Genomic DNA, 18,536 nt, shown 5'->3' with positions numbered 1-18,536 from the left:
ATGGTAGCCCTGGAATGTGACGGCTTGATTACCAGCTTGTCAAAACCGTATGCAAGATGGCTGCATGGCAAGCCAGTGCCGGGCCTACAGGCGCCGGGCCAGTGCCTGCGCCTGTTCCAGCCAGCGCGCGCGCTGCGGCTCGGTGGAATCGAGGATGGGGCCGAAGCTGGCCACCTTGACGGGCTTGACGCCGCAAAATTCCAGGGTCGTCCTGCGCAGCTGGTGGATGCCGGGCATGCGGTAGACCCAGCGGAAATACCAGGGCGGCGTGTCCATCGTCACCAGCAGCTGCGCCGTGCGGCCTTTCAGCAGCTGCGCGGGGAAGGCCTTGCCCGGACGGTACTTGAAGGCGTAGCCAGGAAGGAAGACGCGGTCGACAAAGCCTTTCAGCAGGGCCGGCGCGCCGCCCCACCAGATGGGGTAGGCGAACACCAGGTGTTCGGCCCAGCTGATGGCTTCCTGCGCCGCCAGCAAGTCCGCTTCCAGCGGCTGTACCTGGCGGTAGCCTTCGTGCAGGATGGGGTCGAAGTCCAGCTGGCCCAGGCGCAGTTCGCGCACGCTGTGGCCTGCGCTGCGGGCAGTGGCGGCGTAGGCCTCGGCCAGGGCGGCGCAGAAACTGTCGCTGGACGGGTGGCCCAGAATGATTAAAATGCGCTTGGGTGTCGTCTTGGTCATGATGCAGGCTTTCCAGTAAAGAACAGCTTGCATGCTAAAGCCTGTCCCTAGTGGCAGAGTCAAGCGGCCGTTTGAAGGCGCTGGTGCGCCAGGCAGTCGCGGATTTCCGTGTCGATGTCGGCCAATTGCGCGTCGAGCTGGCGCAGGCGGGCGATATCCTGCTGCACTTGCGCGCGCTTGGCGGCGATATGCCGGGACAGGGCGGCCCAGTCGGTGTCGTCGCCGGCCAGGATGGGCAGCAGTTCGGCCAGGCGGAAGCCCAGGGCCTGCGCCTGGCGTATCAGTCTGACTTGCGCCAGGTCTTGCTGCGTGTAGACGCGGTAGGCGCCCGAGCGGCGCACGTCGCCCAGCAAGCCCAGCGTTTCATAGTGGCGCAAGGCCTTGGGCGAGGTGCCCGCCAGGCGGGCGATTTCTCCGATGTACATGGCTGTCCTTTGTTGAGCATGGGCGAGCGCAGTGTAGCGCAAGGCGCTGTCTTGCGGGCCGCCACGGCGCTGCTTCAGGCGCGGCGCGGCGGAATTTTCTTCGCCGTGCACTCGGCGCAGGTGCCATACAGCGACAGCGCGTGCTCGTGCAGCACGAAGCCCCGCTCGGTGGCGATTTCATTCTGGCGCAGTTCGATGCCTTCATCGACGAATTCATCGACCTTGCCGCAACCCGTGCAAACCAGGTGATCGTGGTGCTGGCCTTCATTGAGCTCGAAGACGGCATGGCCCGATTCGAAATGCCGGCGAAACAGGATGCCCGCTTCGGCAAACTGCATCAGCACGCGGTAGATGGTGGCCAGGCCCACGTCGATTTTTTCAGCCAGCAAGAGTTTGTAGACATCGTCCGCACTCAGGTGCTTGATCGTGCCTTCTTGAAACAGCTGCAGAATCCGCAAGCGGGGGATGGTCACTTTCAAGCCCGATTCACGCAGTTCCCTCAATATATCCATGTCTCCCATTCCTTTTTATGATCGCCTGAGCGAGCGCTTAAGCGTGAATCTGCATTATATCGCAAATGATAATCATTACCATTCTCATGTGCGAACTGGAAATATTATGCGGTGTAGCCAGTTGGGAAACCAGTGACATCGGCGCAAGTGGCCATTGCGTGGCGGGTAACTTGTGCTAGGTTGTCGTTGAGGATGGAAAAATGGCGCTCAAATCGCTACACTGTGCAGCACGTAATAACAATGAACAATGGAGGAGCCATGGATCGATTTGATGCGATGCGTCTGTTTACGCGCATCGTCGAGTTGCGCAGTTTCACGCAGGCGGCGCATGACCTTGGCTATCCGAAGGCGACCGTCACGCATGCGATCAAGCAGCTCGAAGCGCGGCTGCGCGTGCGCCTGCTGCAGCGGACCACGCGGCAAGTCACGCCCACGCCCGATGGCGAAGCGTATTACCAGCGCTGCGTGCGCCTGCTGGCGGACCTGGAAGAAACGGAAGCCGTGTTTTCCTCGGAGGCGCAGCAGCCGGCCGGCAAGCTGCGCGTCGACCTGCACGCGACCCTGGCCATGCATTTCGTCATGCCCGTGCTGGACCAGTTCTGCGCCCGCTATCCCTTGATCGAACTGGAAATCGGCATGGGCGACCGCCTCGTCGACCTGGTGCGCGAAGGCGTCGATTGCGTGCTGCGCGTGGGCGAATTGAGCGACTCGTCCATGGTGGCGCGCCGGGTGGCGCTGCTGGAACAAATGACGTGCGCCAGTCCCGCCTACCTGGCCGCGCACGGCACGCCGCGCACGATGGCGGAACTGGCGGGCCACCGCGCCGTCAATTTCTTTTCCGCCCAGACGGGCAAGGTCTGGCCCTTCGATTTCAAGGTGGACGGCCAGCGGCACAGCGTGGCCTTGCCGGGCAGCGTATCCGTCAACAATGCTGATGCGTATCACGCCTGCTGCCGCGCGGGCCTGGGCTTGATCCAGGCGCCCCGTTACCACCTGGAGCAGGCGCTGGCAGCTGGAGAGCTGGTGGAAGTGTTGGCGGCCATGCGTCCCGACCCCTTGCCCGTGTCCGTGCTGTATCCCCATCACCGGCAATTGTCGCCGCGCGTGCGCGTGTTTGCCGATTGGGTCGCCAGCCTGTTTGACGGCGTGCATTGACGCGCCGCGGCATTTTCTTGACTTGGGCAAAGAAAAAAATCCCTCTAGTGATGCCATCTAGCACTATTTGATGTGGATCAAAGTTTTTGTTGCACTGCACTCATAGACTTCGCAGCGTTACTTAACGACAAAAAGAGGGAACTAGAATGAAGAAGTCCGCAACTGCAGCAGCAATCGTCCTGGCCGCCATCGGCGCATTCGCCGGCAATGCAATGGCGCAGGAAAGCCCATGGCTGGTCCGTGCGCGCGCCGTGCATATCGATCCGGCCAACAAATCCACGCCGGTCTTGGGCGCTGGCGCATCGGACACGATACATGTCAGCAGCAAGACAATTCCTGAAATCGATATTTCGTATTTCTTCACGCCGAACATCGCCGCCGAGCTGATCCTGACTTATCCGCAAAAGCATGACGTCACCTTGGGTGGCCAAAATATCGGCACGTTCAAGCATCTGCCGCCGACCTTGTCGCTGCAATACCACTTCATGCCTGAAAAACAATTCAGCCCGTACGTGGGTGCAGGCGTGAACTATACGAATATTTCGAGCGTGAAACTGCTGGATGGCGCTGGCCGCTTGGAGCATGACAGCTGGGGCTTCTCGCTGCAAGCCGGTGTCGACTACAAGCTGGACAAAAACTGGTCGCTGAACTTCGACATCAAGAAAGTACAGATCCGCAGCGACGTATTCGTCGGTGCCGCCAAGGCCAGCGAAGTCAAGATTGATCCTGTCCTGATCGGCGTAGGCGTCGGCTATCGCTTCTAAGCATGGCATGACAGCGCCCGCGTGGCGCGCACAATAAAAAAGGACGGCCGGGTTTGCACCTGGCCGTCCTTTTTGCATTGTCTGCGCCGCTTTATTTTTTCAGCGTCTTTTCCAGCGCCAGCTGGTAGTCCGTCTTTTCGTAGCCGGCCAGGTATTTGTTCGTCGCGTCGAGGAAGGCGCGCGAGCGGTAGGCCGCTTCCAGGTCCTTGACCCATGGCTTGGCCTTGTCGGCCGTGCGGATGGCCACCAGGTTGATGTAGCTGTCCGAGATCTTTTCCACGCTCAGGGCCGACGTCAGCTTCATGCCGGCGGCCAGGGCGAAGTTGCCGTTGACGAAGGCGTAGTCGGCGTCCGCCAGCGAACGTGGCAGTTGCGCCGCTTCCAGCGGCACCAGTTTCAGCTTCTTCGGGTTTTCCAGCACGTCGCGCTCGGAAGCGCGCAGCGGGTCGACGTTCGGTTTCAGTTTGATCCAGCCCATCTTGGCCAGCATGACCAGCGCGCGCGCCTGGTTGGTCGGGTCGTTCGGCATGGTGATGGTGGCGCCGTTCTTCACTTCGGCCAAGGATTTTTGCTTGCCGCCGTACAGGCCGATGGGCATGGTCGGCACGGTGATCAATGGGCTCAATGGCAGCTTGTTATCGGTGGCGAACTTGGTCAGGTAGACGATGTGCTGGAACACGTTGGCGTCCAGCGAACCCTCGGCCAGCGCGTAGTTCGGCTGCACGTAGTCGTTGAATTCGACGATCTTGACCTTGTAGCCCTGTTTTTCCAGGATGGGCTTGATGCCCAGCTTCAGCTGGTCCGAATACGGACCGGAGCTGGTGCCGATGACGAGTTCTTTCGGGTCCTTGGCGTGGGCAGCGGTGGCGAAGGCCAGGCTGGTGGCGGCCAGGAGCAGGGTGCGGCGAAGGTGGTTCATGTAAGTCCTTGTTTCTGAATATGAATTAACGTTTGTCGAGGCGCTTGGCGATGCGCGTGCCGGCGAACTGGATGGTTTGCACCAGCACGATCAGGATGGCCACGGTGACGACCATGATGTCCGTCTCGAAGCGGTAGTAGCCGTAGCGGATGGCCAGGTCGCCGATGCCGCCGCCGCCCACCACGCCGGCCACGGCCGAATACGACAGGAAGCTGATCGACAGCACGGTCAGCGCCAGCACCAGGCCGGAGCGCGCTTCGACCAGCAGCACGCGGAAAATGATCTGCATTTCGGACGCGCCCATGGCGTGCGCCGCCTCAATCACGCCGCGCGGCACTTCGCGCAGGTTCTGTTCCACCAGGCGCGCCAGGTAGGGAATGGCGGCAAACGACAGCGGCACGGCAGCCGCCAGCGGGCCAATCGAGGTGCCCGCGATGATGCGCGTAAACGGCGTCAGGGCGACCAGCAAAATGATGAAGGGGAAGCTGCGCACGGTATTCACCAGCCAGCCCAAAATCGTCGACAGCGGACGGTTTTCCAGCGACTGGCCTTCCGAGACGAGGAACAGCACAATGCCCAGCGGGCCGCCGATCAGGATGGCGGCCGTCAGGCCGATGCCCAGCATGGTCATGGTCTGGCCCAGCGCCACCCAGATCTCCGGCAGCAGCTTGACGACGTTATTGATCGATTCTTCAAACATGTGTTGCATCCTTCCATGCGGTGGCTTCAAACGCCTCGGTGCCGTAATAAGCCAGCTCGCGTCCCAGCGCCGTCTTGCGCGGGGTGGCCGTGTCGCTCAAATCGAATTGTTCGGCGATGGCGCCGTTTTCCACGACGGCCACGCGGTTGCAGATGGCGCCCAGCACCGACAGCTCATGGCTGACGATGACGATGGTCACGCCCAGGCGCGCATTGATGTCGCGCAAAGTGTCGAGCAGGGCGCGCGTGGTTTCCGCGTCCAGCGCGGACGTCGGCTCGTCGCACAGCAGCACGTCGGGATGGCTGGCCAGCGCGCGGGCAATCGCCACGCGCTGTTTCTGCCCGCCGGACAATTGCGCCGGATAGCTATGCAGCTTGTCGGACAGGCCCACGAGCGCCAGGCATTCTTCGACGCGGGCGGCGATCTGCTCGCCCTTGGTCGTGCCATGGATTTTCAAGGGGAAGGCGACGTTGTCGAAGACGCTGGCGTTTTGCAGCAGATTGAATTGCTGGAAAATCATGCCGATGTTCTGGCGCGCGTCGCGCAATTCGCTCTTGCCCAGGCGGGTTAGTTCACGCCCGGCCACGGTAATGGTGCCGCTGTCGGGACGCTCGAGCAGGTTAATCAGGCGCAGCAGGGTGGATTTGCCGGCGCCGCTCTTGCCGATCAGGCCGAAAATATCACCGGGATAGACTTCCAGCGTGACCGATTTGACCGCGTGGAATTGCACGCCCTTGGGCAGCGCGAAGGTCTTGTTCGCGCCGTCGATGCGAATCACCGGCGTACGGTGTGGTGTGGTCATGCAGTGTTTCCTTTTTTATTGGACCGTGACAGGCTTGCTTGCAGGGGCCAAATCGCCCGGCCTGTTACGTCGGTTGCGTAGTATACCTCCGATCGTGTTATTACTCCTACGACAGAATCTTGCTTTGAATATGCAAATAATGTCTATGCGTCTGTTTTCAAGTTGAAAAAGTGGGGAACTGGCGTTCTTGCCGAATTTAATCGCGTGGACTGGCGCGATGGAGCCGCATCCCAGTGAAAAGTTCGACGCGGCTTGCGCAGGCATCACGGTGTTTTCATGTGAAGTTCGGCTGACTTTGCGTTTTTTCGACGCGGGCATGGCCGTTTACTGCCTGCCATTGCCCTCTTCAGGGGCAGATTCTGCTCCGCTGGCGGCAGGGCCTTCGGGGCGCCGCAACAGGTAGATGAGGACGGAGATTTCCATGATGCCCACCATGGCGATGACCCACCACGGCGGATGGCCCAGGCACATGGCGACAAAGCCGATGGCCATGCCCAGGCAAGCCATGGCCTTGCCGCGCCGCGAGACGGCACGGTGTTCGCGCCACTGGCGCAGCGACGGGCCGAAGCGGGGATGGTGCAGCAGCCAGTGCTCGAGGCGCGGCGAGGCGCGGCTGAAGCAGGCCAGGGCGAGGATCAGGAAAATCGTCGTCGGCATGACAGGCAGCATGGCGCCGATGATCCCCAGCAGCACCATCAAGGCGCCGGCGGCGGTCCAGGCCCAGCGGCGCAGGCGCACGCCGTGCGCTTCGCGCAGCGGGGGCTGGGCGTGCGGCTCCTGCATCAGGCGAAGGCGCCGGCTGTCATGCCCTGGCCGCGGGGCTGGTTATTGGTGGGGTGCGCGTGCATTGTGCTCATAGCGTGGCGGGTGGCCGTCATGTTTTTCTGCTCTGGGTTCTGCTCCATTATGGAGGAATCAAGACGACGCTGCATGCCCGCCAGGGCCGCGATGATAACAAGCCTATAAAATAATAACAAGAATCATTCTCATTTGATGTATTGTCTGAGGTGCTGGATAACGCTGGATATTTTTGGCAATGCAGACAATAATCGGCAGCAGAAGGCGCTGTAGCGGTCAGTATCGTCGTTATTATCGATTTTATCGATGCTAAATAGGCATATTTTCCGTTTTACATCGATCTTCATGCCATGCATAATCTGTTGCAACTGAAGCCAGACAATCAGCCGCATGCGCCGTTCGCTTGCAGCTGCTTGCGGTTTTGACATCCTCCACTCCCAATCAGGAATTTACAATGAAAAAACTGCTCGCTTTTATCGCCGCCGCCGGCTTCTCGCTGTCCGCCGTTGCCGCTCCTGAAGTCTATGTCATCGATGGCAGCCACACTTTCCCCCGTTTCGAGTACACCCACATGGGTTTCTCGACGCAGCAAAGCCGTTTCAATAACACCACCGGCAAGGTCACGCTGGACCGCGCCGCCAAGACGGGCGCCGTCGAAGTGCTGATCGACACCAAATCCGTCGATACGGGTTCGACCCTGTTCAATTCGCACATTCAGGGCGAAGACTTCCTCGACACGGCCAAGTACCCGGTCGCCACCTACAAATCGACCAAGTTCAATTTCGACGGCGACAAGCTGGCGTCCGTCGACGGCAACCTGACCCTGAAAGGTGTGACCAAGCCAGTCACCCTGACCGTCACCTCGTTCGCCTGCGCACCGCACCCGATGCTGAAGAAAGACGCTTGCGGCGCCAACGCCACGGCCAAGATCAAACGTTCGGAATTCAACGCCGGCAAATATGCGCCAGCCGTCAGCGATGATGTGACTTTGACGTTTGCCATCGAAGCCATCAAACAGTAATTGTTGGCTGCAGGATGCAAAATGGCGGCGGACTTCGGTCCGCCGCCATTTTTTATACCTATCCCCAAAGCGAGGGCTGGGGTCAGACCCCGGATTTCACGACAAGTGATGCACCTGCTGCTGTCCATATACAGGGGTAGTCAAACCCTCCATGCGCGCCTTCAGTTGCAGCGACAGGTATTGCGAATAGTGGCGCGACTGGTGCAGGTTACCGCCGTGGAACCACAAGGCTTGCTGCTGCGTGGGTTTCCACATATTGCGCTGCTCGCCCTCCCACGGACCCGGGTCCTTCGTCGTGGCCGAGCCCAGTCCCCAGACCTTGCCCACCTTGTTGGCCACTTCGGGCGAGATCAGGTCCGCTGCCCAGCCATTCATGGAGCCGTAGCCGGTGGCGTAGACCACCAGGTCGGCCGGCAGTTCCGTGCCGTCGGACAGCACGAGGGAATGGGCTTTCAGCTCCTGCACGCCGACGCCGCTTTTCAGCTTGATCTTGCCGTCGGCGACCAGCTCCGAGGCGCCCACGTCGATGTAGTAGCCGGAGCCGCGGCGCAGGTATTTCATGAACAGGCCGGAATCATCGTCGCCGAAATCGAGCATGAAGCCCCGTTCTTCCAGGCGTGCATAGAAATCCGCATCGCGCTCGCGGATGGCCTTGAAGACGGGTTTCTGGAAGTCGGCCAGGATTTTGTACGGAATCGAGGCGAAGGTCAAGTCGGCCTTGGCCGTCGTCATGCCGGCCGCCAGCGCCCGTTCCGAATACAGGTCGCCCAGCGCCAGGTCCATCAGCGAGTCCGACTTGACGATGTGCGTCGACGAACGCTGCACCATGGTCACGTCCACGCCCGCTTCCCACAGGGCGGCGCAGATATCGTGCGCGGAATTGTTCGCGCCGACCACCACCACTTTCTTGCCCACGTAGGCGTCCGGCCCCGGATGCTGCGACGAGTGCTGCTGCTCGCCCTGGAATACGTCCATGCCCTTGAACTTCGGCATGTTCGCCTTGCCCGACATGCCCGTGGCCAGCACCAGCTGCTTCGGCTTCAGGGTGACGGGCTGGCCGTCGCGCAGCACCTGCACCGTCCATTCGCCCGTGGCGTCGTCGAAGCTGGCCGATTCGCATGAAGTCGAACCCCAGTAATTGAGTTCCATCACCTTGGTGTACATTTCCAGCCAGTCGCCCACCTTGTCCTTCGGTGTGAAGACGGGCCAGTTGTCCGGGAAGGGGATATACGGCATGTGGTCGTACCAGACGGGGTCGTGCAGGCACAAGGACTTGTAGCGCTTGCGCCAGCTGTCGCCGGGGCGCGCATTTTTCTCGATGATGATGGTGGGGACGTTCAGCTGGCGCAAACGCGCACCGAGCGCGATGCCGCCCTGGCCGCCGCCGATGATGACGCAATAGGGCTGGCGCGCGTAGCCCAGTTCCGCCGCTTCCTGCTCGCGGTTTTCCAGCCAGCTGCTGCGGTCCGTGCGCGCGCCATGTTCGGCGCCCATGGGCCGCCGGCCGCCCTTGGCTTCTTCAAAGCCCTTCAATTCGCTCATGGTGGTGAGCAGGGTCCAGATTTTGCCGTCGCGGATGCGGACGAAGCCCACGCCGCGCGCCACGTTCGTTTCCACCGTGATCCAGCTTTGCAGCACGTCGCCGGCTTCAACGGCGTGCTCGCCGTCGGCGATGCGGATGGAGAGCGGCTGCACGGCGCCCAGTTGCGCAGCCAGCATGGCGGCGATCTGCTCGCGGCCTTCCAGGGTTTTCAGGTTCCAGGTAAACAGCACCAGGTCGCGCCAGTAGCCGTCTTGTTCGAACAATTGCGCGGCGCCCGTGCTGTCGCTGGCGCGAAGAAAGCCTTCGAGCTGCTCCAGGATGCCGGCCACGGCCAGGTCGTGCGGGTTGCTATTGGTTTGCATCGTGTCTCCTCCAAGTCTGCTGACTTTATGATGGGATGCGGCTGTGTTGCCGCTGACGATGTTGTAACACTGGCGTTCTGGCCCCGCATCCTGCAGCGCAGCATGGCTGAATTTGAGACGGAAATCTCAGCTTTTCGGATCGGCTACTGGCGGTGCGGCGCCACAATGTTCAGCTGCTTGAGGCGCCGGTACAGCGTGGCGCGCGAGATGCCCAGCATGGCAGCCGCCCCTAGCGGGCGCCATTTGGCGGCGTTCATGGCTTGCACGATGCGCGTGCGTTCGGCCAGCTCCGGCGGCGTGTAGGCCACCGCGTCTTGCGCGACGGGCGCCTCGCGTGTGGCGCGCGGGCGCGCGCTGGCCTGGCGCAGCGGCGCGCGCACGCGGGCGTGCAGCCAGGTACTGCCGCCGGCCAGGCGCAGGGACAGCAGATTGTGTCCCGTGCGCGCGTCGAACAGCCGTTCGGCGCGCACTTCCAGCACCTCGGCGACGGGGCGCGGCAGAGTGTCGAGTCCCCCGATGACGTCGCGCGCGCAGCGGTTGGCGGCGACGATGTTGCCATGCTCGTCGATGGCCAGCAGCATCTCCGGCTGCACTTCCACGAAGTGGCGGTTGCGGTGCGCCAGCAGGATGCAGCAATGGCTGTAGGACTTGAGAAAAAAGCCGTCCTCGATCAGGGTCGCGCCCTGGCGCACCAGCTGCCTGACCAGGCGCTGGCTGTCGCGCGCGTCGGGCGAGCTCAGTGCCGACGCATCGAGCACGCCGATCAAATCGCCGTGCGGCGAAAAAATGGGCGCGGCGCTGCACGTGAGGCCCGTGAACGCGGCGCGAAAATGGTCGGTCTTGTGCACGGTGATGGCTTCGTGGTCCAGCAGCACGGAGGCGATGCCGCAGGTGCCTTCCTCCTCTTCCGACCAGCACGAACCCGGATACAGGCCCGCCTTCTTGAAATCCTTGCGCTGGTCCGTGTCGACCGCGTAATCGATGGTCACGCCGCGCGCATTGGCGAGGATGACGCAGTAGCCTGCTTCGCGCACCATGGCATGAAGGCGCGGCAGGCACTGGCCCGTGGAGCGCAGAAAATTTTCTTCGGACTGCTGGATGGCGCGCAGTTCGGCGCCAGTCAGGATGCGCGGCCCCGTGGTGGAGGCGGGATCGAGCCGGTAGTCGTCCAGCGAGCGCCGGTACGACGACGCCAGCCTGGCCGTGTCGGCGCCTGGGTTGACGATACGGCCGGCGATCAGGTCGCGCACGCGGTCGATATGGCTGGTCTGGCGGACGTAGGGCATGGCGCTCTCCGGTGTCTCGGTTGCTGGTGTTTTGATGGTCTTTCCGTTTGTAGCACGAAGCGCAGGCACATGCATGTCGCAATGCAGCATGGGCTTGTCGTGAGACGTACGTCTCACCACGGCCGCACGCACAATAGGATGCTTTACAACAATAAAAAAGAGCATCTCTGATAACATTCGCTCAAATATACAGTCAGCTAGCATACAGTCAGCTAGCGCAAGGGATATCTATGGCAATGCAAGCGATGTTCCTGGTGCGCCGTTCACTCATCATGGCCTTGCTGGGCTGGAGCGCCGCCTGCGGCGCCGCCGGCCAGCTCGATCCCGATGGTCAGGGCAGCCTAGAGAAGGAAGTGGCCCGGCGCGCTGCCGTCGAACCGGCCATAGTCGCCAGCTGGCAAATGACGCGTTCAGTGGAAGCGGGCGTGCAGGTGGCCGGCGAGAGCAATCTGTTCTGGAAGCTGTCAAATACACCGGTGCGCAATCCCGACTTCGAATTCAATCCCTACTGGTACGAGTTCTATGTCAAGCCGGCGCTTGGCTTCAAGCGCAATCTGGGCGATGGCAGGCAGCTGTATGCGCGCGTGTCCGCCGTCGGCTCTGGCACCTTGCGCCACGATCCTTTCGGCGCGGGCGATACGGGGCGCATCTCGATCGAGGAATTCGTCGCCGGCATCCGCATGCCGATCGGCGGTACGGGCGCCATGCTCGACCTGTCGGCCGGCGCGCAGAATTTCACGCTGGGCACCGGCATGTTGATCGCCAATGGCGGCTCGAACGGCTTTGACCGTGGCGCGCTGAAACTGGGGCCGCGCAAGGCCTTCCAGAATTCCGTGGTGGCCAAAATAAGCCAGGATGCGTTCAGCGCCCAGGCGTTTTATCTCGACACGAATGAAAACCCCGACAACGATTCGGGCACGCGCGTGGTGGGCGTTGACGTCAGCTACGCACCCGCGAACGACCGCAAGGCCGGCATCGCGTATGGCAAGGTACCCCGTTCGCATGCCGCGTATCCGCAGGCGGCTCCAGGCGGCATCGGCGCGCCGCTGGCCGTGCCCGATGGCCGCAAGGATTTGCAATTCGTGTATGGCTACGCGCGCGTTCCCGTATTGCCCTCCGTGCTGCCGAAAGGCTGGTTCGGCGTCGATGCGGCGCGTGAATGGAATACGCGCGAGCCGATGCGGGCCTGGGGCTGGCGCACGGAAGGGGGCTTTTCGCTGCCCGACGTGGCGTGGACGCCGAAGTTCACACTCGGCTACCAGAGTTTTTCAGGTGACGATCCGCACACGGCGCGCAACGAGCGCTTTGACCCGCTGTTCTTCGAAGGCACGCCGGGCGCCTGGGCTTCAGGCAGCAAGGCGACCTGGGTTTTCGTCAATGCCAACGTGAACGCGCTGCAGGCCACCATCGAGCTGCACCCGACGCCGAAAGATACCGTGACCGCCTACCTGGCCCAGGTGCGGGCCAACCAGATGGGCAGCCCGCTGCAGTTCGGCCAGGCCACGCGCCTCGACGTGCCGGGCGACGCGCCCGTGGTGATCGCCGGCGTGCTGCGCCCGATGCTGTCGAACGATGTCTTCGTCAAGTACGTGCGCGTGGTGAACCCGAATACCTACCTGACCCTGGGTTTCAGCGCCTCGTTCGCGCAGTCCGGCGTCAACCAGCTGGTGAACGGGCAGGCCAGGACCTGGACGGGATGGCTGGCCAATGTGGTATGGGTTTATTAAGTATTCTGTTTATCAAGGAGAGCATCGCATGAACGATTTTCCCAGCATGAAACGCCTGGCCGTGGCCGCTGCCTGCCTGGCGCTGGCCGCCGGCGCCCACGCGGCCGAGACGGCCAAGGCGGCTGTCACGCCGCTGTCAGCCGCCGCCAGCGATCCGGCTGCTTTGCAATGGATGGTGGGCGCGCCGCCGCCGGCCGATAAAATCATCCGCTTCGACGATGGCAGTTATTTCAATTTCCCGCAGTTGCGCTGGAGCGTGTCGCACTTCCGCCAGCTGATGCCGACGGTGGCGGTGTCGCGTGGTTTGAGCGCGCCCGTGCCGTTGCCGCGCGCGCTGCGCAAGGATATCGACAGCCTGCGCTTCACGCCCCTGGGCGCGAAGGACGCGATGACCTGGGAGCAGTCGCTGGGCGCCAACTACACGGACGGCATCGTGGTGCTGCACCGTGGCCGCATCGTGTATGAGCGCTACCTTGGCGTGTTGAAGGAAAGCGGCCAGCATGGCGCCATGTCCGTGACGAAGTCCGTGATGGGCACCATCGGCGCGGCCCTGGTGGCCGAGGGCAAGCTCGATCCGGACAAGAAAGTGGCCGAGTATGTGCCGGAACTGGCCAAATCTGCCTTTGGCGACGCCACAGTGCGCCAGGTGCTCGACATGACCACCGGCCTGAAATTCAGCGAAGATTACGCGGACCCGAAAGCGGAAGTGTGGCAGCACGCGGCGGCCGGCAGCCCGCTGCCCAAGCCGAAGGATTACACGGGGCCGCGCAGCTATTTCGAGTACCTGCAAACGGTGCAGCACGAAGGCAGGCATGGCGAGGCGTTCGGCTACCGCACGGTCAACTCCGACGTGCTGGGCTGGATCATCGCCCGCGTCACGGGGCAGAACGTCAACGAGTATCTGTCCGAGCATATCTGGCAGAAGCTGGGCGCCGAGCAGGATGCCTACATGACGGTCGATTCGACCGGCACGCCGTTTGCCGGCGGCGGCTTGAATGCGGGCTTGCGCGACCTGGCCCGCTTCGGCGAAATGCTGCGCAACGATGGCCGCTACAACGGCCAGCAGATTTTGCCCAAGGCGGCTGTCGACGATATCCGCCGCGGCGGCGACAAGCAGCTGTTCGCCAAGGGCGGCTACGATTTGCTCAAGGGCTGGAGCTACCGCGATATGTGGTGGGTCACGCATAACGACCATGGCGCCTACATGGCGCGCGGCGTGTACGGCCAGCGCATCTATGTCGATCCGAAGGCGGAAATGGTGATCGTGCGTTTTGCTTCGACGCCGACGGCGGCCAATGCGGCGAACGATCCGACCACCACGCCAGCCTTCGAAGCGCTGGGCAAGCTGCTGCTGGCCAAGCCGAAGTAGGCTGCCGGGCTGGCCCGTGCCAGCCGTGCGGCGAAACGGGCACAACTGCAATACACTGTCCTTTTGTCATCGCCGTTGCTTGAGTGATAACTCATGCGTCGCACGCAAGGGGAACGCACCGTGGAAACCAGCCAGCCGGAACAACCGTACCCGCCGCTCTGGCGGCGCCTGCTGTGGCCGCTCGCCCAGCTAGGCTCTGCCTTCAAGCTGACGGGCACGCATCTGCTGCACCACGTGATCGGCGCCAGCCTGATCGCCGCGCTGATGCTGGTGCTGGAAGGTTTTCATGCGCTCGAATGGCTCGATGCGGCCATGCTGCGCGCCAGCGCGGCACAGGAACAACTGCTGAAGCGGGACAAGGACCCGGGCGCCGCCTACCGGCCCGGTATCATCGAAATCGACCAGCCCGCGTTCGAACAGGTCTTCGACGAGCGCGAACCGCTGGAGCGTTCACGCCTGGAGCAATTGATCGCCAGCGCTGCCGCGCGCGGCAGCAAGGTGCTGGCAATCGACCTCGATCTGGCGCCGGCCGTGTATGAACAGCACAAGGCGGGCGAGCGGCCGCTGGACCGCCTGCTCGACCAGCTGGCCGCGAATGGCCGGCAACTGGTGCTGATCCTGCCCGAACAATCGGATCGGAACGCGAACCTGCCGTGGATACGCGCGCGCTGCGCGGCCGGCATCCACTTCGCCAGCCCGCAGATCCGCGAACGCATGGGCGCTGTCACGCGCATCGAGCTGAAAAGCCCTGTGCTGGCGGCCGTGGCTTTCGAACTGGCGCATGGCGCCGACGAGCAGGAGCAGAAGCAGCCCATGCCGGCCGCCTTGTCCCAGCAAAAGGAAGTGCTGGCGTTGGCCGGCCGCGTGTGCCAGCTGGCCAGTCGCACGGGCAGCGAAAAGGAATTGGCGCGCTGGGCGTTCGAACCCGTGATCCACGGCGAGGCGAAGGATGCGGCGGAGCAGAACGCCGTCACCGCGCCGTTTCACCCGGCTGCCGTGGCGCCGCAATTCCTGAACCCCACGCGCACGCGCGTCAAACTGATCGATGGCCGGGCCGGCGTGGCGGCCGACGCACTGCGCAAGAACGTCGTGTATATCGGCAGCACTTATGACGTGCGCGACCGCTATACGACGGCCGAAGGCGAGCAGGCCAGCTTGCACCTGCACGCGGCCGCCCACACTTCGCTGGGCATCGGCACGGCTGACGTCAACAAATATGCGGTGTTCGTGGCCGATATCGTCATCGGCGTGCTGCTGGGCTGCCTGTTCGGCGGCCTGTGGACCCTGTACGGCCGGGCCGAACTGGCTATCGACCGGCGCATGGAAGACCATGATTTCAGCCGCCTGCACCGCCTGGGCACCCTGGCGGAATTCTATGGCATCCGCTTGATGCTGGTGCTGGTGTGGGCCTCGCCGTTTGCCATCGGCGCGCTGGCCATCTACCTGTCGCGCGGCTTGCTCGAGCAGGGCTGGTGGGTCAACCCCGGCCCCCTGATCGCCGGCATGTTCCTGCACGCGATGTCGCTGCGCGACGAAGCCCACCATCCGCACGAGGAAGTGCCGGGCCTGTCCGTCTGGGCCCAGCTGCGCCGCACGCATCCCGGCATCGTGCTGGTCCAGGCGCCGCTGGCGGTGCTGCTGCTGGTGGTGGCGCTGGTGTAGGGCTGGAGGACATGCTGCGCTGGAAGCCGATCAGCCGATCAGCTTCAACCCCGGCGGCAGCGCCTCGCCCAGCATGCGCCGGGTAACTGCTTCGTCCAGCTGCGTCACTTCGCTGACCATCGCCTGCCACAGGGACGGGGCGCCGACGGCTTTCAGGCGGGCGAGGATGGTGGCGCGCAAATCGTCGGCGATGTCGCGCGAGCGGTCACCTGTCATGCGCGCCAGGTGGGCGGCGGCAAAGGCGGCCGGCTCGGTCTTTTTCCAGTCCAGCGCCAGCAGCACCTGCAGCCAGTCGGACACGGTGGCGCTGTCGACCACATCGTGTGCGCTGCCGTGGAAGGGCTGGCGCGCGCCGACCCTGGCCAACGCCCACAGGGTGTTCGTATCCGCCGCTTCGCCCTTTTTATCAGCCTTCCGCAGACGCTTGATCAGCCAGGCACCCACTTCCGCCTTGTAGGCGCCGGGGATGCGCTCCAGCGAGGCGCCCAGGCGCAGCATGTCGTCGTCGCTGCCGTCGACCAGGGTGACGGGGCGGCTGCCGCGCTGCGCCGCATCGGCTTGCAGGTTGAAGGCAAAGTCGTCCAGCAGGCGCAGTTGCTGCTGTGTACTCAAGCCGCCGGCGACCCTGCGCCACAGGGTCCACCATTCGGCGCACACCTGGTTGTCCTTGTGATGCTGGATGCCCGTGTCGAACAGGGCCCATAGCTGTTCGATACGCCACGGGTCGAGCGCGTCGCCGTAGCCGGGCCGCAAACAGTAGCCGGCCAGGTTCAGCCAGACCCGCTCATGCTCGGCGGAGCGGCGCCTGCCACGCGCGCGTTGTAGCAAGGCGTCGAACAGCTGGCGCAGCAGCGGCGTCTCCCAGCTTTCGCGTCCACCCAACCCCCGTTCCAGGTGCTGGCGCAGCTGGCGCACTTCCTTGGTGTCGACCTTTTGCGCCTTGCCGCCGAAGATGCGCTCGATCTTCTCGATCGCTTCCTTGATGCGTGGCGAAACGGCTTGAGCCTCGCCATCGCCTTGCTCTTCCTTATCAGCGCGCAACTGGAATTCCAGCAGCCAGCGGTCGCTGGCATCGGCTTCGGCCACGCAATGCACTTCCAGGGTGCCTACTTCCGTCATCACGGTGGCCAGTTGCACGGTGATTTCGCGCTTGTCACTGGCATCGTGTTTATCGTGCAGCACGCTGGCCAGCGGCGGCAGGCGCAGATACTCGCCGGCGTCCAGGTCGACGATGTCGCCCAGCTTGGGCGGCGTGCCCGTTTCGGCGAGGGAAGTGGCCAGGTGGAAGCGCACGGGCCGGCCCAGGCGCAGGGCGAACAGGCGCTCCGTCAGGCGGATTTCTTCGTCGCTGGCGCTGCCACGGGGCAGGATGCAGACGGCGCGGCGCTCCTTGCCCGCCTCGCCCAGCACGAGAAAATAGCTGCGCGGCGAGCCGCCGCCGATGCGCGGTGCCTGGCCGCGGCGGGCCAGCGCGTAGGCGACGGCACCGCGCGCCACGGCCACGTCGGGATTATCGTTGTGCAAGATGGTGAGGGGCGCGCCGCGCCAGTGGGCGAGCGTCTCGGCCAGGCGGCGCGCCAGCGCGTCGGCGCGGAACACGCCGCCGTTCAGCAGTAGCGTATCTGGCAGTGCGCCTTGATGCTGCTGCAGGAAACTGGCCAGGTGGCGCGTGATGGCCGCGTCCTGCGCATACGGCAGGCCGAATTCGACGATGCCGGCGCGGCCTTTCCTGGCCACCTCGCTGGGTTCCACTTTCGGGAAGAAGCCGTCGACTACCATGGCCGCCACGTCCTCGCGCGTGATGTCGGCGGAACGGCTGGCGCCTATCAGGCGCGAGCCGGCGCCCAGCAGGGTGACGGTGGCGCTATCGGGTGCGTCGCTGGAAAGCAGCAATTCCTTGGCCGCGCGGCAGCGCTCCATCAGCTGCGACAGTCGCGCGGCCGATAGCTTCATGCCGCCTTCCACTCCCGCCGCCATGCGCGTTTCCACCAGGTGGGCCAGCGCCAGGTCCATATTGTCGCCGCCGAGTATCAAATGGTTGCCCACGCTGCTGCGCGTGAGCTGCGGTTCGCCATCCTCATCGAAGGCGACGTCGATCAGGCTGAAATCGGTGGTGCCGCCGCCCACGTCGCACACTAAAATGCGCCGCGTTTGCACAAGGTCAAGGCGCAGCGTTTCACGCCGGCGCTGCAGAAAATCATAAAAGGCGGCCTGCGGCTCTTCCACCAATCGTAGCGTGGGCAAGCCCGCCATGCGCGCAGCTTCCAGGGTGAGTGCGCGCGCACCCTCGTCGAACGAGGCGGGGATGGTCAGCACCAGTTCCTGGGCTTCCAGGGGCGCGTCGGGAAAGCGGTGATTCCACGCGGCGCGTACATAGGCGAGGTAGCTGGCGCTGGCCGCCACAGGCGACACCTTGGCCACGTCGGCTTCTGCGCCCCAGGGCAGGATGGGCGCCTGGCGGTCCACGTTCGCATGCGACAGCCAGCTCTTCGCGCTGGACACGAGGCGGCCCGGTACCTGCGCGCCGAGCTGGCGTGCCAGAGCGCCCAGCACTGGTGCTTCCTCGCCCGCCGCCTCGACTTGTGGCCATGGCAGCGGCAAGTCGCCCGCCGCCAGTTCGCCGGGGGCAGGGTGGTAGCGCAAGGACGGCAGCAGGGGGCGTGCGCCCACTTCGCCGGGAGCGAGCAGCTGCTCGATGCCGAACAGGTTTATTTCTGCCTGCGCATCGCCAGCCGCCGCATATGCCACCACCGTATTGGTGGTGCCCAGGTCGATGCCGACCAGCCAGGCCGGCTGCACCTTCGCGCTGCGCATGC

The 18,536-nt window shown here is 63.6% G+C and carries 18 protein-coding genes; 6 read left to right on the top strand and 12 right to left on the bottom strand.

Annotated features, from left to right (window positions below; genetic code table 11):
* Positions 1-84 precede the first annotated feature (84 nt).
* From ACQ4W0_RS10770 to fur, 3 genes are all read right to left on the bottom strand, one after another.
* Entirely contained in the window at positions 85-708 is a 624-nt protein-coding gene (locus ACQ4W0_RS10770; RefSeq protein WP_436576724.1) for an NAD(P)H-dependent oxidoreductase, read from the bottom strand.
* A 26-nt stretch (positions 709-734) separates the two neighbouring features.
* Positions 735-1,100, bottom strand: a complete 366-nt coding sequence (locus ACQ4W0_RS10765; protein ID WP_436576723.1) for a MerR family transcriptional regulator — start codon at positions 1,098-1,100, stop codon at positions 735-737.
* 74 nt (positions 1,101-1,174) lie between these two features.
* Complete coding sequence (fur, locus tag ACQ4W0_RS10760) at positions 1,175-1,612, bottom strand: ferric iron uptake transcriptional regulator (protein ID WP_426070441.1); 438 nt, start codon at positions 1,610-1,612, stop codon at positions 1,175-1,177.
* Between the two features lie 258 nt (positions 1,613-1,870).
* Between fur and ACQ4W0_RS10755 the strand changes: the two genes are divergently transcribed.
* Together ACQ4W0_RS10755 and ACQ4W0_RS10750 are read left to right on the top strand one after the other, a co-directional pair.
* A complete protein-coding gene (locus tag ACQ4W0_RS10755; RefSeq protein WP_436576722.1) occupies positions 1,871-2,767 on the top strand; it encodes a LysR family transcriptional regulator in 897 nt (298 codons plus the stop codon).
* A 146-nt stretch (positions 2,768-2,913) separates the two neighbouring features.
* The gene (locus ACQ4W0_RS10750) at positions 2,914-3,531 is read left to right on the top strand and encodes an OmpW/AlkL family protein (RefSeq protein WP_436576721.1); all 618 of its coding nucleotides are present in this window, start codon (positions 2,914-2,916) and stop codon (positions 3,529-3,531) included.
* A gap of 91 nt (positions 3,532-3,622) precedes the next feature.
* On the opposite strand, the gene ACQ4W0_RS10745 is transcribed toward ACQ4W0_RS10750, so the two are convergent.
* From ACQ4W0_RS10745 to ACQ4W0_RS10720, 6 genes are all read right to left on the bottom strand, one after another.
* Positions 3,623-4,450 (bottom strand): MetQ/NlpA family ABC transporter substrate-binding protein, encoded by an 828-nt coding sequence (locus ACQ4W0_RS10745; RefSeq protein WP_436576720.1) that lies wholly within the window; start codon positions 4,448-4,450, stop codon positions 3,623-3,625.
* A gap of 25 nt (positions 4,451-4,475) precedes the next feature.
* Positions 4,476-5,150 (bottom strand): methionine ABC transporter permease, encoded by a 675-nt coding sequence (locus tag ACQ4W0_RS10740; RefSeq protein WP_436576719.1) that lies wholly within the window; start codon positions 5,148-5,150, stop codon positions 4,476-4,478.
* Entirely contained in the window at positions 5,143-5,952 is an 810-nt protein-coding gene (locus ACQ4W0_RS10735) for a methionine ABC transporter ATP-binding protein (protein ID WP_436576718.1), read from the bottom strand. Before ACQ4W0_RS10735 ends, ACQ4W0_RS10740 begins: the two co-directional genes overlap by 8 nt.
* A gap of 324 nt (positions 5,953-6,276) precedes the next feature.
* A complete protein-coding gene (locus tag ACQ4W0_RS10730) occupies positions 6,277-6,735 on the bottom strand; it encodes a YbaN family protein (protein WP_436576717.1) in 459 nt (152 codons plus the stop codon).
* A complete protein-coding gene (locus ACQ4W0_RS10725) occupies positions 6,735-6,929 on the bottom strand; it encodes a hypothetical protein (protein WP_436576716.1) in 195 nt (64 codons plus the stop codon). Before ACQ4W0_RS10725 ends, ACQ4W0_RS10730 begins: the two co-directional genes overlap by 1 nt.
* Positions 6,930-6,938: 9 nt before the next feature.
* Positions 6,939-7,178 carry a hypothetical protein gene (locus ACQ4W0_RS10720; RefSeq protein ID WP_436576715.1) on the bottom strand — a complete coding sequence of 80 codons (240 nt, stop codon included), beginning with the start codon at positions 7,176-7,178 and terminating at the stop codon, positions 6,939-6,941.
* Positions 7,179-7,204: 26 nt separating this feature from the next.
* On the opposite strand from ACQ4W0_RS10720, the gene ACQ4W0_RS10715 reads away from it, so the two are divergent.
* Positions 7,205-7,771 carry a YceI family protein gene (locus ACQ4W0_RS10715; RefSeq protein ID WP_436576714.1) on the top strand — a complete coding sequence of 189 codons (567 nt, stop codon included), beginning with the start codon at positions 7,205-7,207 and terminating at the stop codon, positions 7,769-7,771.
* Positions 7,772-7,867: 96 nt separating this feature from the next.
* On the opposite strand, the gene ACQ4W0_RS10710 is transcribed toward ACQ4W0_RS10715, so the two are convergent.
* Positions 7,868-9,676: an NAD(P)-binding domain-containing protein gene (locus tag ACQ4W0_RS10710; protein WP_436576713.1), complete on the bottom strand. Its 1,809-nt coding sequence runs from the start codon at positions 9,674-9,676 to the stop codon at positions 7,868-7,870.
* A 143-nt stretch (positions 9,677-9,819) separates the two neighbouring features.
* Entirely contained in the window at positions 9,820-10,962 is a 1,143-nt protein-coding gene (locus tag ACQ4W0_RS10705) for a helix-turn-helix domain-containing protein (protein WP_436576712.1), read from the bottom strand.
* Between the two features lie 230 nt (positions 10,963-11,192).
* Between ACQ4W0_RS10705 and ACQ4W0_RS10700 the strand changes: the two genes are divergently transcribed.
* From ACQ4W0_RS10700 to ACQ4W0_RS10690, 3 genes are all read left to right on the top strand, one after another.
* Positions 11,193-12,689, top strand: coding sequence for an alginate export family protein (locus tag ACQ4W0_RS10700; RefSeq protein WP_436576711.1), 1,497 nt, complete (start codon positions 11,193-11,195; stop codon positions 12,687-12,689).
* A gap of 28 nt (positions 12,690-12,717) precedes the next feature.
* Positions 12,718-14,058, top strand: coding sequence for a serine hydrolase domain-containing protein (locus ACQ4W0_RS10695; protein WP_436576710.1), 1,341 nt, complete (start codon positions 12,718-12,720; stop codon positions 14,056-14,058).
* A gap of 93 nt (positions 14,059-14,151) precedes the next feature.
* The gene (locus ACQ4W0_RS10690; protein WP_436576709.1) at positions 14,152-15,720 is read left to right on the top strand and encodes a CHASE2 domain-containing protein; all 1,569 of its coding nucleotides are present in this window, start codon (positions 14,152-14,154) and stop codon (positions 15,718-15,720) included.
* Positions 15,721-15,750: 30 nt separating this feature from the next.
* On the opposite strand, the gene ACQ4W0_RS10685 is transcribed toward ACQ4W0_RS10690, so the two are convergent.
* Complete coding sequence (locus ACQ4W0_RS10685; protein WP_436576708.1) at positions 15,751-18,534, bottom strand: Hsp70 family protein; 2,784 nt, start codon at positions 18,532-18,534, stop codon at positions 15,751-15,753.
* Positions 18,535-18,536 lie beyond the last annotated feature (2 nt).

It is taken from the genome of Janthinobacterium breve, assembly GCF_051380895.1.
GTDB lineage: Bacteria > Pseudomonadota > Gammaproteobacteria > Burkholderiales > Burkholderiaceae_D > Janthinobacterium.
Note: the sequence above shows the minus strand (reverse complement) of the source record. Positions and strands in the feature narration are given on the sequence as shown.